Genomic DNA, 14142 nt, shown 5'->3' on the forward strand with positions numbered 1-14142 from the left:
AAGGTGTTGAACACCATTTGAAGGAGGCGTCCATGGAAGAAGTTACCACGATCGGTCTGGATTTGGCAAAGCAGGTTTTTCAGGCTCACGGTGCAAATAGGGCTGGTGCCGTGATGTTCCGCAAGACGTTGCGGCGGCACAAGGTGCTGGCATTCTTCGCTGCGCGGCCACCCTGTCTTGTGGCGATGGAGGCGTGCGGAGGGGCGCATTACTGGGCGCGCGAGATCGGCAAGCTCGGTCATGAGGTACGGCTGATTGCGCCCGCGTTTGTGAAGCCGTTTGTGAAACGGCAAAAGAATGATGCAGCCGATGCCGAAGCGATTTGCGAAGCAGCCCAGCGACCGACGATGCGGTTCGTCGCGGTCAAGAGCGAAGCGTCTCAAGCGAGTACCACGATTTTCCGTACGCGGGATTTGCTGGTGCGGCAGCTGACCCAAAACATCAATGCGCTGCGGGGCCATCTGGCAGAATATGGGCTGATTGCTGGGCAAGGCGTTGGTCAGGTCTCCAAGCTGATCGACATGATCGAAAGCCCGGCATGCGAACTGCCTGAGGCGGCCCGATCAATGCTCAAAGTCTTGTCGGGCATGATCGTAGTGCTGGATGAGCAAGTGAAGCTGCTCGATCAGGAAATCGCCAGACGCGCCAGAACTGACGATGTCCCATGCCGCTTGATGACCATTCCCGGTATTGGTCCGATCACGGCAACTGCGCTCGCCGCTCTCGCGCCGCCGCCAGAGGTGTTCCGCAATGGCCGGGACTTCGCGGCGTGGCTAGGGCTGACACCGCTCCAAAAATCAACCGGTGGCAAGCAGAAACTGGGGGCCACCTCGAAGATGGGGGAGCGAACCTTGCGACGGCTCCTGATCATCGGGGCCAGCGCGGTTGTGTGTCAGGCGACAAGGCGCGGTGCACCGGCAGGCTCATGGCTGGCACGAATGCTGGCGCGCAAGCCAAGGATGCTGGTAATCACTGCACTTGCCAACAAGATGGCGCGAACGGTGTGGGCACTGATGGCGAAGAACGAAATTTATAGAGCTCCGGTCGTGGCAGCGTAACTCGTCACGAACGCGAGGGTGCCGGCAGATGTAGGAAGGTCAGATGGAAAGCATGGCGTAACGGTCGACGAGACGGGATAGGCAAAACCAGATAGGCTCAAGGTGCCAACCAAGCACGCAGTCCTGATATGGAGCCAATCCGCGAACTCCCATACGGGCCAGCGGCATCAATAAAGCCGCATTAAAGGCCGGACAGATGTCAGCACCCGACTACACGCCAAGCCGACCAAAAATCTCCTTGCATCCTAAGGGGCGTCCACAGATGTCAGAACATGGGGTGGCAGATTCGCGCCGGTTGCCTGCTGCGAGGCGCGAGATCGTCCATAGCCTATGGATATTAACGGGGTTTGCGCATCGAGGAACTGCTGCTGCAAAGCGATATTAGCACGCCGTATTGCAAGCACTTTCAGAAACCCCGACTCGCTCACCCTGTTCAACGTGAGATTGAGGTGGCAATGTGACTAGAAAGGTAATAGTGGTTGATGGTACATATGATGGTATAATATAACTACATTCAGTTTTTATTAATTAAAATCAAAATGTTAGAGCAAATTCACGACTCCCGTAGGGGTCACCATCGGTAGCGCCGGACCCGGTCGGTCCCACACCCACAAACCCGACCCTTCGGCCCCTTCGTCTAGCGGTCAGGACGTCGCCCTCTCACGGCGAAAACACGAGTTCGATTCTCGTAGGGGTCACCATCCGGGTCGCCGATGGGCACCGTCTTGCTTCCTATTGAAATGCAGGCGCGAATTTGGTGTATGGTCCCTGCAATTCTGTGCGGGCGAGCTTAATTAGTATGGTGTCCCCGGAATTTCTCGGACGATATCATTTCAACCGTCTCACAAGACTAAATAAAATTCTGAAATAAGAGATGCTGAGGACACAATAGTAATTAGCCCCGCCCACCTCGACACGACCCGTCCGCGCGCGGAATAAAAATCCTGTCCTACATTATCGCGCCATGCTTCACCCTGTCCGGTGAAAACTCGCTTCTCCTTTGCCATTTGTCCGCCGGTGCCGCTTCGCCGCGTGCCCCCGCTTGCGCCTTCGCGAAAGGGCGGAACAGAGGGGGGACGTAGTGTGACCTTTGTGACCTTCCAACCCTTTTTACCCCTGCGCCCGCCCCCCGTCCTGCTGCGGGATTCCGGGGGCACAACAGGCATGACTCGCAAACAGGACGACGCCGGCCTGATCGCCGAATACCGCCAACAACCCGGTGCAGCACAGCTCTGTCCCCGATCCCGCCATTATGGCGCCAGAACGAAGCAGCCTGTGCTGGCCCTTTTTCCTGCATCCCGCCATCATTTGCGGGTGAAAAATATCGGGGGCCATATCACGTTAATCCTGCCCGACCCGCACCAGCGGGCGGCGAGTTTCCACGCGCTGGCCGCCGATGGTGGCCGCGTCATCCGCAGCTTTGCGCAGGCCGAGGATTATCTGGAGGCGGCGGGCGATGTTTCGGGCGGCGTCGTGGTCCTGCATTGGACCCAGCCGGGTGCGATGGGCGGTCGGGCGCTGCTCGACGCCATTGCCGCGCGCGGCGACCTGGAGGCGCTGGTCGTTGCCGATCAGTTGAGCCTCGCCGAATCGCGCGCCATTTTGCACACCGGTGCCCGCGACCTTCTTCCCGCACCGATCGAGGCCGAGGCGCTGCAAGAGATTGTCGGTCGTGCGCTTGACGCCTGGTCTGATGCCGAAATTTATCACCGGTCCCGCCGCGACGCGCGGGTGCGGCTCGACCGGCTCACCCCGCGTGAACGCGACATATTGGCGGCCATGGCCGAGGGGCTGGCAAGCAAAGAAATCGCGCGGCGGTTTGACCTGAGCCCGCGCACTGTCGAGGTTCACCGCGCCAACATCATGCGGCGGTCCGAATCGCAAAGTTTTGCCGAGCTGATGCGGCTCAAATTTCTGACCGAGATCAACCATCCGGTGCGCTCGGCAAATCACACAAGGCGCAATTACAACCATTTTGGATACGATAGCGGTCGGATCGCTCACACTGCTGCTATACTCCCTTAAGAACGGTCTGCCGACTGTCTTGGTAGCGTTCGACTGCATCGTTCCGGTTCGCAGCCCTCCCCAATTGGCCGCAACCGTCTAGGGGTCGGCGAGAGACAGACTTCACGCCTCTGCCGACCCTATCTTTTTCAACGATCAGTTTGCGGTGACAAGGTCGCGTTGGTCTTCGCGTCCCATCGACAGCAGGATCGGGTCAGACGCCTGACGTACCGCAAACTCGGCCTTGCTCGTCAAACCCTGCCATTGAATTCCGATCAGCGCCTGCGCAATGGCACCGCCCAGCGTGCCGCCGGGACCGGGCAGAATGATGCGGTCGGGGGCAAATTCCTTGACCGCGACCTGCACCGACAAGGCGAAGTCATAGGGTGCAAGAATCTGGTGGCCGAAGGTATAATCCCACACAGCGGCGGGATTGCTGGCGAAACGACGCCACAGCGCGCCGCGCCCGTCGACCATTGCCATATCCGGCGGGCCGAACAGCGCGGGCGACAGCTCCGCCTTTGCGCGCTTTGAACTTTCGTGCATCAGCGACGTGTGAAAGGGGCCGTGCCCCGCGAGCCGCACAGGGTCGCGCCCCGGCGTCGGCGGTGCTTCAGCGGTGAGCGCAGCCAGCCCCGCCTCGTCGCCTGCGAACACGATCATGCCGCCCAGATCGATCGACAGTGCCAGCGCATGGTCGGCGCGCGCATCAATATCGGCGACGAGCGCGCGTAGAGTGTCGCGCAACCCCGGAACCGGCCGCCAGTCGTCGTCGACCACCGACAGCAATATCTGTCCGCCTGGGCCGTGTGCCTGACTGTTGAAGCCCATGGCGTTGGCGATGGCAAAACCATCCTCGACCGACACCACACCGGCGCAGGCGAGGGCGGTGTACCAACCCATCGAATTGCCCGCAACGGCGACAAGATCATAGCGGTCGCGGTCAATCGCCAGATAGTCGAGAATCGATGCGGCATAGATGAGCGGCGCGGCCACGTCGCCGCGCATATGGGTTGCCATGCTGAAGCGTTCGGCACCGTCGAGCTCGCTGATCGTTGGCTGGTCCTTGGCACGGCGCTGGGCATCAAAGGCAGCGATCAGGTCACTGCGGTCGCTGTGCAGGCGCGCGATGCTGCCTAGTTCGGCTTTGCCATAGGTGCCGCGTCCGGGGGCGATGACAAGGGCGGTTTGTTTGGTTGCGGTCATCTTTGCCCCCTCATCCCAATACACGCCCCGTGCCCCTGCGAAGGCGGGGACCTATCTCCTGCGCCTTCCTGTCCAGCCACCACTTGCTCGATACCGCAAAGCTGGGTGATGGCCCCCTGCCTTCGCAGGGGCACGGTTACAGATAGGGGGTAAATGAAGGATGGGCTCATGCTCATGCCAGCAATTCCCGCGCTGCGGCGACGATACTGTCGCGGCTTGGCATCGTGACGGTCGCTGCCCTCCCGAGCGGGATGAAGCTGTCGTCTGCGGCGATGCGCGCGAGGTTTTTATCAGGCGCACGTTCGGTAAACAGCGCCATCAGCGCCTCGCTTTGCGATCCGGTGATGCGGCATTCGTCGACGATCAGCACGCGCTTTGCATCGCCGACGGCGGCGATCAACGCATCGGCGTCGAGCGGCCCGAGCCAGCGCAGATCGATGACGCGTGCCTTGACGCCGCCCTTGGCCAAAATTGCTTCGGCCTGCCGCGACAGGAAATAGCCGTTGCCATAGCTGACAATAGCTAGGTCGCTGCCATCACCGTGTACGCCCGGTTCGCCGAGGCGAATGGGTTTGGCGGCGCCGGGCGCTTCGTAAAGGCTGGTCCACAACCCGTCGCCTTCGGCGTGAAGGTCGCGGGTCATATAGAGCGCGATGGGTTCGACAAAAACCACCACCCGCTGTTCCTCGCGCGCCAGCCGCACGCATTCGCGCAGCATCGCCACCGCATCGCGCCCGTTCGACGGTACTGCGAGGATGACGCCGGGAATATCGCGGAAAATGGCGAGGCTGTTGTCGTTGTGGAAATGCCCGCCAAAACCCTTTTGATAGCCTAGTCCGGCGATGCGGATGACCATGGGGTTGCTATATTGGCCGTTCGAGAAGAAGCTGAGCGTTGCTGCTTCGCCGCGGATCTGGTCCTCGGCATTATGGACATAGGCGAGGAACTGGATTTCGGGCATCGGCAGCAAGTCATTATGCGCCATGCCTATCGCGAGCCCGAGGATCGCCTGTTCGTCGAGCAGCGTGTTGACGACGCGCGACGACCCGAACCGCTGATGCAATTTGGCGGTGACATTATAGACCCCGCCCTTTGGCCCGACATCTTCGCCCGCAACGACGATTTCCTTATGTGCGAGCATCAGGTCGGCGAGCGCCCAGCTCAACAAGCGTGCCATATGTTGCGGCTTGTCCATCTGCCCCTTGTCGCTGCCGAACATGGCGGCGCGATCTTCGTCGGCGGGGGTGTTGGCGGGTGGAAGTATACGCTTGGGCGGGATCACGGATTCCATCACCGCCGCCGATGTTGTCAGCTTGGGACGCAGGATCGCCGCTTCGGCCTGTCGGGCCAGCGTTGCGCCAATCTCTTCATACGCCTCGGCAATTTCCTTTACCGTCATCAGCCCTTGCTCGACCATCAAAGTCGCACCGCGCAGCAAGGGATCGCGATCCTCGTCGGCTTCGATCAGCGATTTGGGCAGATAGGTCGCCTGCACATCGGATCCTGCGTGGCCATAGAGCCGCACCGTGTCCATGTGGAGGAACACCGGTTTGCGGTGCCGCCGCGCATATTGGGCCGCCTCGCGCGCGCCGCGATAGGAGTCGACCAGATCAAGGCCGTTACAGCGGATATAATGCAGACCCGCGCGATGGCGAAACTGGGTTTCAATCCATCCCGTCGGGGTGCGCGTCGAAATGCCGATGCCATTATCCTCGCACAGAAAGATCAGCGGCATCGGGCTGCCCTGATAGGCCGACCAGCCCGCGGTGTTGAACGCGCCCTGCGCGGTCGAATGATTGGCCGACGCATCGCCAAAGCTGGCGAGGACAACGGCGTCGTGGGGCAAAGGCTGGTCGGTGAGGCCGAGGCGTTTTGAAATGCCGATGGAGAAGGCTGCGCCCACGGCCTTGGGCAAATGCGAGGCGATCGTGCTGGTTTGTGGCGGGATGTTGAGCGGTTTTGACCCGATCACCTTGTGCCGTCCGCCCGAAATCGGATCTTCTGCCGACGCCGCAAAGCTGAGCAGCATGTCCCATGTCGGCGTCTGGCCGGGAACGGCACGCGCACGGTGCAGCTGGAAAGCGTTAGAACGATAGTGAAGAAACGCCATATCGGTGACGCGCAGCGCGGCGGCGACCGCGGCATTTCCCTCATGCCCCGACGATCCGATGGTGTAAAACCCCTCGCCGCGCGCCTGCAAATGGCGCGAAAGCCGGTCCATCTGGCGGCTGGTTAGTTGGCTGAGAAAAATATCGGCGCAGTCGGACGGCGTCAGATCGACCGCCGCCGGGTCGGGCGCATCCGCGCGGTCGGGCAGGGCGCCGCGCGCCAAGGCGGCGAGAAATTTTTCATGCACGGCCTGCGCTGCGTCCATGGGGGCACTCTCCCTTGTTTCGGTCACAAATGGCAAAAATGGTTGCGCTCGCAACTATATGCCTCTGTCTGGCGCGCTAGAACGGGGCAGGGACCGGCGCAAGCTTCTCTTGCCATGGCGCGGCGGCTCGCGCTACCAGCTTTGGTGATGAGCAAGCGGGCAGGGGCCATATTCTCGACATGATGACGCTATGGCTTGCCCAAAGCGCGGCAGTCGCCGACGCGCCGCCCGGCGGATGGCTCATCGACCCCGAACTGGTTGGCAAAGCCTATGGCCAGACCATGGCTGGCGGCACGATCCAGACCATGTTTCCCCCGCCCGAGCCTCAACCGCAAACCCCCGAATGGCTGGCGGCGATTTTCCGAGCGATTGCCAATTTCATCCAATGGGCGTCGCCGGCCTTTACCCCGTTGGCGTGGATTGTGGCGGGCCTGTTCGTCCTGTTTCTCCTTTATCATTTCGTCCCCGCATTTGCCGAATGGGTCGACAATTTACCCTTGTTCCGCAGACAGGCCGAAGAGGAATTGGACGATGTGGTCGGGCAAGCCGAGGCGGGCGCAGCGCGGGTTCTGCTGGCCGAAGCCGATGCGTTGGCGCGCGAAGGCCGCTTTGCCGAAGCGGTGCATTTGTTGCTCTATCGCAGCGTTGACGACATCAGTGTCCAGCGTCCCGGACTGGTTCAGCCCGCGATGACGTCGCGCGAACTGGCGGCGGCTGGCGACCTGCCCACCGTTGCCCGTACCGCCTTTTCCCACATCGCCCGCGCCGTCGAAGTCAGCCTGTTCGGTGGCCGTGCGATTGACTCGGGCGCGTGGGAGCAGTGCCGCGCCGCCTATGCCGAATTGACCGTTGCGCGCAATTGGGCGCGGGCATGAGCAGCGTCGGGCTTGGCCGTTTGGGCAAAGGCGGCGCAGCCTTCAGCCCGCGCCTGATCGTCGGTGTGGTCGCGATCGGCGTGGTCGCCTTTATCGCGCTGATGGCGCTGACGGCGCTGGGTCCGCAACTATCGCAAGGCAATGACGGCGGCGGCCATGCGCTGTCAAAGGCGGCGCCGGGCTATGCCGGCATCGTCGATCTTGCCGAACGATCAGGCGCCAATGTCGTTTTGCGGCGGCGGGTTGAGCCGCCACGTTATGATGACTGGACCGAGCTGGCGATCCTGACCCCAACCCACCGAACCCGACCCGAAGAAATGTCGGAGCTGTTGAAAGCGCAGGGCAAGGCGTCAGTGCTCGTCGTGCTGCCCAAATGGCAGGCCGCTCGTTTGCCGGGGTCATCCGTCAAGCCCGGGTGGGTCAGCGCAGGATTTGCCACACCTGCTCCCGACCGCTTGTTACCGCCCGACCGTTTCAGCGCGGTCAAAATCAGTCTTGGCAAGAATAGGCAGCAACCTGTCAAAACCGATTTGGGTAGCGGTGCTTTTACCCTGTCCCTCCCCGCCATGGCCCAGACCATATCGGGAGACGATCTCGACGTGTTGATCGCTGGCCCCGATGGCGGCGCGATTTTGGCACGGCACCATGGCTCGTCAATCTATGTCCTTGCCGAGCCTGACCTGATCAACAATCTGGCCTTTGCCACCGGCGACAAGGCGCGCGCGGCGATGATGCTGGTCGATGCGATTGCCGAGGATGGAAATAGCGACGGGCTGGCCTTTGACCTGACGCTCAACGGCTTTGGGTCGCAGCGGTCGCTGCTCCGCTTTGCCTTTGTCCCGCCGTTTATCGGAATCACCCTGTGCCTGATCGCCGCTGGCCTGCTGGCGCTGTGGCAGGCGTGGGCCCGATTTGGACCGGCGCTGACCCCGCAGCGCGCTATTCCGATTTCGCGCGCCGCACTGATCGACAACAGCGCCGACTTGATCAAGCAGGCAGATCGTGAGCTTGATGGCGCCGCCGCCTATGTCAAAAGCCTGCGCGCCGCGATTGCCAAGCGGCGCCACGCCCCAGCAGGGCTCGACGATGCCGCCACCGACGCCTGGATCGACCGGCTGATTGCTCCGGGGCATGACTTGTTTTCTGCCCTCGCCTGGCGATTGCCGCTGGCCCGAAACACCCATGAATTGCTGGCAGACGCGCAAGCGCTGCACCAGATCAGAAAGGATTTATTGCGTGACAGCTAATCCCATCGAAAGCGTCAAGGCGCTGGGCCAAGCCATAGAAGCCGAAGTGGCCAAGGCCGTCGTCGGCCAAACAGCGCTGACTCAAATGGTCAGCATCGCGCTGTTGGCGGGCGGGCATGTCTTGCTCGAAGGGCCACCGGGGACCGCCAAAACGCTGCTGGCCCAAGCCTTTGCCCGTGCCGTCGGGCTGGATTTCGGGCGCATTCAATTCACCCCCGATCTGATGCCCGGCGATATTTTGGGGTCGAACCTGTTCAATTTCCAGACGTCGAGTTTCACCCTGACCAAAGGGCCGATTTTCACCGAATTGCTGCTCGCCGACGAGATTAACCGCACCCCGCCCAAGACGCAGGCCGCCTTGCTGGAGGCGATGCAGGAGCGCCGCGTGACGATCAACGGCGAGCCGCACGATATGAGCCCGCGCTTCACTGTGCTGGCGACGCAAAATCCGATCGAACAGCAGGGCGTCTATCCGTTGCCCGAGGCGCAGCTCGACCGGTTCCTGTTCAAACTGGTGGTTGGTTATCCCGATGCCGAAGACGAACGACGGATCGTTGCCGATCATGGCGGGCGTTTCAAAAGCCCTGCGGTCGCGGATTTTGGCGTCGCCCAAATTGCCGATGCGGCGGGAATTGCCGCCGCCATCGACACCATCGCCACCGTCCGGCTGGCCGACGAGATTGTCGACTATATCGTCCGGCTGGTGCGCGCGACGCGCGAAAGCTCCGATCTGGATTTCGGCGCCAGCCCGCGCGCGGCAACGCTGTTGGCCCGCGCCGCCTGCGCCGCCGCCGCGCTTGATGGGCGCGACTATGCCATCCCCGACGATGTTCAGCGCCTATCCGCAAGCGTGCTGCGGCACCGCGTCATCCTATCGCCAGCCGCAGAAATTGAAGGGCGCAACGTCGACGAGGTCGTTGCGGCGCTGCTCGAAACGGTCGAGGTGCCGCGTTGATCTACCCGACCCGCCGCGCGGTGCTATTTCTGCTGGCGGGGGCGCCGGTGGCGTTGCTTTTGGGGCTGGTGCGGCCCGAATATTGGCTCGTGGCGCCGGGCTGGATCGCGGTCATATTGCTTTGCCTGTTGCTCGATACCGTGGCGGGCGCGAGCCTCAAGGGTCTCGCCGTCAACGCCCAACTTCCCTATCAGGTCGGGATTGGTGAAGAGTTCGACGTGGCGCTGACCGCCAGCGGACACCATGGAGTTCCGGCACATGCCGAGCTGGCCGTCGCGGTCGATGAACGGCTGGCGCAGGGCGGGCGTGTGGCCGACAATATGACGGCCGTTGGCGACAGCACCCTCGTCAAAACATTGCGCCTGACCGCCGCACGCCGGGGGCAGGCGCTGATCGAAACGCTGTGGATTCGCTGGGCCGGTCCGCTGGGGCTGGTGTGGAAACAGCGGCGCTTTGCGATCAACGGCCAGATTGGCATCGTCCCCAGCGTGCGTGCGGTAACCGAACAAGGGTCACGCCTGTTCCAGCGCGATAGCTGGTTCGGGCTGCGTCAACAAAGACAGGGCGGCGAGGGGAGCGAATTTGAATCGCTGACCGAATATCAGCCGGGGATGGACCGCCGCGCCATCGACTGGAACCAGTCGGCCCGCCACAACCGGTTGCTGGCCAAGGAATATCGCATCGAACGCGACAATCGGGTCATATTGGCGATTGATGGCGGGCGGACGATGGCCGAGCCGGTGGACGGCATACCGCGCGTCGACCGTGCCGTGTCGGCGGCGCTGTTGCTGGCCTATGTCGGGTTAAAACTCAACGACCGGATCAGCCTGTTCTCCTTTGCCGCAAAGCCGCAGACGCTAACCCCCGCCTATATGCACACCCGCGATTTTCCGGCAATTCAGCGCGCCGCGAGTGCGATTGATTATGCGCATGAGGAAAGCAATTTCACCCTCGCGCTGACGACCCTGAGCGCGCGGCTCAACCGCCGGTCGCTGATCATATTGTTCACCGAATTCACCGACGCAACCAGCGCCGATTTGATGATCCGCGCGGCAGGCCGGCTGGTCAAAAAGCATCGCTTGTTGTTCGTGGTGTTAAAGGATGTCGAGCTGGAGAGTGAGGAGCGGCGTCGACCCGAAAGCGCGTCGGACATCACCCGATCCAATGTCGCCGCCGCGATGCTGCGCGACCGTGATTTGGTCATCGCGCGGCTGATTCGTCTGGGAGTCGAGGTGATCGAGGTTCCGCCCGACGCCATCGGCACCCGTGTTGTCGATGCCTATTTGGGCATGAAGCGAAAGGGTAGCCTGTGACCGCCCCTATGACCTCCGACGCGCTTCCAATCTTTTCAACGAGCCGCTCTCGTGCCGAACGTGAAAGCGACTGGGTCGCCTTTGACGCGCTGCTGGGCAAGCTGGAACGGCGCGGGGCCAAGGCGCTGACGAGTGACGAGTTGTTGCAGTTACCGGTCCTCTATCGCGCCACCCTGTCGTCGCTGTCGATTGCACGCGCGACCAGCCTCGACAAGGCGCTGCTCGATCACCTCGAGGCTCTGTCGATCCGGGGCTATTTTCTGATCTATGGCGTGCGCGAGAGGCGGTGGGACCGCGTGAAGCGTTTCTTTGCTTATGATTGGCCTGCGGCGGTGCGGGCGGTGTGGAAAGAAACCATCATCATCGCGCTGCTCATCCTGCTCGGAGCGCTGACCAGTTGGTGGTTGGTGACAACGCAGCCCGAATGGTTTTTCAACTTCATGCCCGAGGAATTGTCGGGCGGGCGCGACCCGCGCGCGACGGTGGAGTTTCTGCAAAGCACCATCGGACATGGCAAGGCCGCGACCGATGCCAACGGCGGGCTTCATCTGTTTGCGACCTATTTGTTCACCCACAACAGCCAGGTATCGATCCTGTCCTTTGCACTGGGCTTTGCCTTTGGCGTGCCGACGATGATGCTGGAATTTTACCAAGGCATCAATATGGGTGCGATGCTGGCGGTGTTCACGAGCAAGGGTCTGGGCATCGAATTTGGCGGCTGGCTGGCCATCCATGGCACCACCGAGCTGTTTGCCGCCGCCTTGTCGGGGGCGGCGGGATTGCGAATTGGCACCGCGGTCGTCTTTCCCGGCGCGCGCGACCGGCTGCGCGCGGCATCCGAAGCCGGACGAACCGCGGGCAAGGTGATGGTCGGCGTCATCATCATGCTGTTGGTGGCCGGCGCGCTGGAAGGATTTGGCCGTCAGCTGATTACCAGCACCAGCCTGCGTTATGCGATTGGCACGATCATGCTGTTGTTCTGGCTTTCCTATTATTATCTGCCGCGACGGAAGCAGCCCGCATGAACGGCACCGTCATCGCCAAACGCCGCACCCGCGCCGCCAGCAAGGTCCGCCAGTTCATCACCCCCGAAGGGGTCGATCTGGAACTCAAGATCGCCAGCGCCGGTTTGCGGTTGGGGGCATTGATCCTTGATATTGTGATCATGGTCGCGGTGCTGTTTGCGTTCAGCCTTGTCATGGCGTGGATTATGGCGGGATCGCGTTCCACCGTCAGCATCTCGATCTGGATGCTCGGGGCCTTTTTGCTCCGCACCTTTTGGTTCATCGGTTTTGAACTGGGCCAGCGCGCCGCGACGCCCGGCAAGCGCATGATGGGCATAAGAGTTGTCGCGCGCAACGGCGGGCGGCTGACCGCCGATGCGGTTGTCGCACGCAACCTGATCCGCGAGTGCGAACTGTTCTTGCCACTGATGTTTCTGGGATATTCCGCATCGCAGGATATGGTTGCATGGTGGACGATGCTGGCCGGGATGCTGTGGGCGCTGACGCTCAGCCTGTTCCTGTTGTTCAACCGCGACCGGATGCGGATGGGCGACCTGATCGCCGGGACATGGGTGGTGATGGCCGAACGCGCCAAGCTGACCAGCGATATGGCGGCGGAAACGCGCGACGATGCCAGCACGCCACGGTTCAGCGAGACCGAACTTGGCGTCTATGGCATCTTCGAATTGCAAGAGCTGGAGAAGGTGCTACGCCTTCGTGACGACCGCGCGATGCGCGAGGTTGCCGACACAATCCGCGCGAAAATCGGGCGGCCCGTCGCCGAAGAGGATGACGTCTTCCTTCTCGCTTATTATCGCCAGTTAAAGGCGCGGCTCGAACGCAAATTGCTGTTCGGCAAGCGCCGGGAGGACAAATATGCCAGCGAATGACGGCTCTGCCGCCAATGTCACCGCCGCGCTGCACCAGCGCCGGTCGGTACGCGCCTTTACCGATCGTCCGGTCGATCCCAAGCTGCTCGAACAGATATTGCAAACCGCCCAGCGCGCGCCGTCAGGCGGCAATATCCAGCCGTGGCAGGCGGTGGTGCTGACCGGTGCCCCGTGGCAGGCGGTGCAGGACGCCGTCGCAAAGCGGATTGCCATGGGCGCAGAGGGACGCGAGCCCGAATATGATATTTACCCGCCGGGGCTGATCGACCCGTGGGAGGGACGCCGCCGCGAAGTGGGCGAAGGCCTTTACGCCGCGTTGGAGATTCCCCGCGAAGACAAACCGCGACGGATAGCGCAGTTTTTGAACAATTATCGCGGCTTTGGCGCGCCGGTGATGCTGTTCCTCCATTGCTCGCGGATCATGGGACCACCGCAATGGTCCGACATGGGGATGTGGCTGCAATCGGTGATGTTGTTGCTGGTCGAGGCGGGATTGGCGAGCTGTCCGCAGGAATGTTGGGCGATGTATGGCGCGACGGTGCGAAAGACGCTGAAACTTGGCGATGACCAGATATTGTTCAGCGGGCTCGCGATCGGCTATGCTGACGAAACGAAACCGGTCAATCGCTGGCCGGTCCCCCGCGCCCATTTGGACGAGGTGATTAGTTGGCAAGGATTCGCCGCATGAGTTGGCGCCAAGCCTTTTTCCGCTATGGCACGGCGGTGCCGTTGATGCTGGCGGTCGCCAGCTGCGCCGTTGTTCCCGCGCCGGAACCGCCGCCACCCCCCGCGCCGGTCGCCGCACCGCCACCTCCGCCGCCGCAAGCCGCCCCGCCGTCCAAGCCGTGGGAAGACCGCGATCTGGAGGCGGGCGACTGGCGCTATGATGATGCGACACGAAGCGCGCGTTTCGTCCAGACGGGCAATGCCGCCCCGCTGTTGACGATGCAGTGCGCCAGGTCAGGCCGCGCCATGATAATCAGCGCCGGACTGGGCGGAGGAACCGGAACGTTGCAGGTTCAACTGCGCACAACAACAGGCGTCGACCAACTGATTTTCACCGGCGGGCAGGTGCGGCTTGATGCGCAGGATCAACGGCTCGACCGTATCGCGTTCAGTCGCGGCCGGTTCGCGCTCGAGGCCGCCAATGGCAGCCATCTGACCCTACCCGTCTATGCCGAGATCGGTCGCGTGATCGAGGAATGTCGCGGATAGC

General features: G+C 62.1%; 12 protein-coding genes and 1 tRNA gene. 11 read left to right on the top strand and 2 right to left on the bottom strand.

Going from position 1 to position 14142, the window contains the following annotated elements:
- The first annotated feature begins 32 nt into the window (after positions 1 to 32).
- The 3 genes from ACR3XE_RS01385 to ACR3XE_RS01395 all read left to right on the top strand — a co-directional run bounded on the left by ACR3XE_RS01385 (position 33) and on the right by ACR3XE_RS01395 (position 3083).
- On the top strand, positions 33 to 1058 hold the full coding sequence (locus tag ACR3XE_RS01385) for an IS110 family RNA-guided transposase (protein ID WP_473699356.1): 1026 nt from the start codon (positions 33 to 35) through the stop codon (positions 1056 to 1058).
- 626 nt (positions 1059 to 1684) lie between these two features.
- Positions 1685 to 1759: transfer RNA gene (locus ACR3XE_RS01390), tRNA-Glu, on the top strand.
- A 463-nt stretch (positions 1760 to 2222) separates the two neighbouring features.
- Complete coding sequence (locus ACR3XE_RS01395; RefSeq protein WP_473699355.1) at positions 2223 to 3083, top strand: response regulator transcription factor; 861 nt, start codon at positions 2223 to 2225, stop codon at positions 3081 to 3083.
- 135 nt (positions 3084 to 3218) lie between these two features.
- On the opposite strand, the gene ACR3XE_RS01400 is transcribed toward ACR3XE_RS01395, so the two are convergent.
- Together ACR3XE_RS01400 and ACR3XE_RS01405 are read right to left on the bottom strand one after the other, a co-directional pair.
- Complete coding sequence (locus tag ACR3XE_RS01400) at positions 3219 to 4268, bottom strand: ACP S-malonyltransferase (RefSeq protein ID WP_473699354.1); 1050 nt, start codon at positions 4266 to 4268, stop codon at positions 3219 to 3221.
- Positions 4269 to 4440: 172 nt separating this feature from the next.
- Complete coding sequence (locus tag ACR3XE_RS01405) at positions 4441 to 6642, bottom strand: dehydrogenase E1 component subunit alpha/beta (RefSeq protein WP_473699353.1); 2202 nt, start codon at positions 6640 to 6642, stop codon at positions 4441 to 4443.
- Positions 6643 to 6821: 179 nt separating this feature from the next.
- Between ACR3XE_RS01405 and ACR3XE_RS01410 the strand changes: the two genes are divergently transcribed.
- From ACR3XE_RS01410 to ACR3XE_RS01445, 8 genes are read left to right on the top strand one after another with little or no spacing between them, the layout of a single operon-like run.
- Entirely contained in the window at positions 6822 to 7517 is a 696-nt protein-coding gene (locus tag ACR3XE_RS01410) for a DUF4129 domain-containing protein (RefSeq protein WP_473699352.1), read from the top strand.
- A complete protein-coding gene (locus tag ACR3XE_RS01415) occupies positions 7514 to 8764 on the top strand; it encodes a DUF4350 domain-containing protein (protein WP_473699351.1) in 1251 nt (416 codons plus the stop codon). The genes ACR3XE_RS01410 and ACR3XE_RS01415 overlap by 4 nt, the downstream gene beginning before the upstream one ends.
- Positions 8754 to 9719, top strand: coding sequence for an AAA family ATPase (locus ACR3XE_RS01420; RefSeq protein WP_473699350.1), 966 nt, complete (start codon positions 8754 to 8756; stop codon positions 9717 to 9719). Before ACR3XE_RS01415 ends, ACR3XE_RS01420 begins: the two co-directional genes overlap by 11 nt.
- Positions 9716 to 11032, top strand: a complete 1317-nt coding sequence (locus ACR3XE_RS01425; RefSeq protein ID WP_473699349.1) for a DUF58 domain-containing protein — start codon at positions 9716 to 9718, stop codon at positions 11030 to 11032. Before ACR3XE_RS01420 ends, ACR3XE_RS01425 begins: the two co-directional genes overlap by 4 nt.
- Positions 11029 to 12057: a stage II sporulation protein M gene (locus ACR3XE_RS01430; protein ID WP_473699348.1), complete on the top strand. Its 1029-nt coding sequence runs from the start codon at positions 11029 to 11031 to the stop codon at positions 12055 to 12057. Before ACR3XE_RS01425 ends, ACR3XE_RS01430 begins: the two co-directional genes overlap by 4 nt.
- Complete coding sequence (locus ACR3XE_RS01435; RefSeq protein WP_473699347.1) at positions 12054 to 12926, top strand: RDD family protein; 873 nt, start codon at positions 12054 to 12056, stop codon at positions 12924 to 12926. Before ACR3XE_RS01430 ends, ACR3XE_RS01435 begins: the two co-directional genes overlap by 4 nt.
- Complete coding sequence (locus ACR3XE_RS01440) at positions 12913 to 13614, top strand: nitroreductase (protein WP_473699346.1); 702 nt, start codon at positions 12913 to 12915, stop codon at positions 13612 to 13614. The genes ACR3XE_RS01435 and ACR3XE_RS01440 overlap by 14 nt, the downstream gene beginning before the upstream one ends.
- The gene (locus tag ACR3XE_RS01445; RefSeq protein ID WP_486185862.1) at positions 13611 to 14141 is read left to right on the top strand and encodes a hypothetical protein; all 531 of its coding nucleotides are present in this window, start codon (positions 13611 to 13613) and stop codon (positions 14139 to 14141) included. Before ACR3XE_RS01440 ends, ACR3XE_RS01445 begins: the two co-directional genes overlap by 4 nt.
- Position 14142 lies beyond the last annotated feature (1 nt).

The organism is Sphingopyxis sp. 10G20-10, assembly GCF_057365075.1.